This is a genomic window from Halococcus thailandensis JCM 13552 (genome assembly GCF_000336715.1).
In the GTDB taxonomy this organism is placed as follows: domain Archaea; phylum Halobacteriota; class Halobacteria; order Halobacteriales; family Halococcaceae; genus Halococcus; species Halococcus thailandensis.
Map to the genome: position 1 here is coordinate 1 of NZ_AOMF01000080.1, position 1,365 is coordinate 1,365.

The following is a 1,365-nucleotide window of genomic DNA, read 5'->3' on the forward strand; positions in this document are numbered from 1 at the left end:
ATACAGGAGTTTCCGCTAGATAAAATCTACGTCATGTGAACTCAGAATCCGTAGAATCTGATTTCCTTGCCGATGTTTCTTGGACAGGCTCACCACAGAGTGTCATAGAACGGTTGGCATGGTTTTCGCGTATCGATCGAGAGGCACGCTACCGCTGGCTCTGAATTACGACAATACTGGCTGTTTCTCAGATACCGTTTCTCGGGCTCCTGGTGAGGTATGTGAAGAGTTCTATGACACGATGAGAATACCCAGGAGCGTAGTACCGAGCTGATCCACCGTTCTGCGATGACGGGCGCGAAAACGCACGCTACGGCATGTCCGGATCACCGGTGACGATCCAGTTGACGATCCGATCAACAATCTTCGAGCCGCGTTTGTTCCACGCACCGCTTTCTTCGGGTGGCGGTTTCTTCGGATCGCGATCGATAGCGCCGTCGGGCGTCGAATCGTTGTGCTCCTCACTGGAGGCCGACTCACCAAGCAGGAGGCGGGTGAGGATCCGATCCAGCCAGACGGACCCGGGCTCGTCGCCAGTCCCGCCTTCTCCCCGTGGCGGTTTCTCGGGCGTACGATCGACCGTCCGGTCTCCTCTGGCCATATCCGTCAACAACGTCTCCGGAGACTTAAACGAACGGCGGGGAACACGCACTGGCGTCGGGCGCGTCTCAAACGATCAGATTGCGAGTCCTCACGGAGAGCTACCCGGTCTGAGAAACCACGTGGCAACGAAGGGTTAGCCGCTCTCGTCCAACTGTGGCAGGTCACCAGCAAACTCGCGATTCATCACGTCCACCACGAACAGCTTGATTTCGTGAAGTAGCTCCTCGCGATCGGCATACGAGCGGACGGCCGTCTCCCAGCGGCGAGTTACTGAGCCGATCATTGCACTGGAGAGGGTGTCCTCGTGGACGACTTAGGCACCGCATACCTATAGGCACTCCACCAGATTCGACAGTCGCATGCACCATCGATCAGACGGAGGCCCCCATGTCTGAACAGCAAGCAGCAGCACTCCGCGTCGCAACTCGCACCCTTAACGACCTCGCGGACGTCGTTGAGGACGATCTGCCCACACTCGACCAATCCAACTACGATCAAGTGGTCGAGGATGTCTCGGCCACTGACACTCCGTTCGCCGAGCGATGGGCCGACATCAAAGCGTGTGTCGATGATCACTTCGAACATCTGAGCCACGATGAGTCACTCGACAGAACCATCTATGATTATGTCGGCGTCTCAGGTGGCCATCCGCCGGAAAAAAGAGAACTCACCCCGCTCTTGTGTAGCGTAGCGGAACCGAGTCACGGAGATTACGGCATCCCGCCGACAGCAGTCGTACATGACCAATGAACGCGCTGCTCT

The 1,365-nt window shown here is 57.1% G+C and carries 2 protein-coding genes and 1 pseudogene; 1 reads left to right on the top strand and 2 read right to left on the bottom strand.

The genetic code is table 11. The annotated features are described in order from the left end of the window. Positions 1-310 precede the first annotated feature (310 nt). Positions 311-601 carry a hypothetical protein gene (locus C451_RS03370; protein ID WP_007737703.1) on the bottom strand — a complete coding sequence of 97 codons (291 nt, stop codon included), beginning with the start codon at positions 599-601 and terminating at the stop codon, positions 311-313. A gap of 135 nt (positions 602-736) precedes the next feature. Beyond that, a pseudogene (locus C451_RS22740) lies at positions 737-904 on the bottom strand (DUF7509 family protein); the annotation flags it as partial. Between the two features lie 86 nt (positions 905-990). Between C451_RS22740 and C451_RS03375 the strand changes: the two are divergent. Beyond that, positions 991-1,353: a hypothetical protein gene (locus tag C451_RS03375; protein ID WP_007737706.1), complete on the top strand. Its 363-nt coding sequence runs from the start codon at positions 991-993 to the stop codon at positions 1,351-1,353. The last annotated feature ends 12 nt before the right edge of the window (positions 1,354-1,365 follow it).

Coding starts and splice junctions, on each gene's coding strand:
- C451_RS03370 (WP_007737703.1), bottom strand. CDS start 601: ATGGCCAGAGGAGACCGGACGGTCGATCGTACGCCCGAGAAACCGCCA.
- C451_RS03375 (WP_007737706.1), top strand. CDS start 991: ATGTCTGAACAGCAAGCAGCAGCACTCCGCGTCGCAACTCGCACCCTT.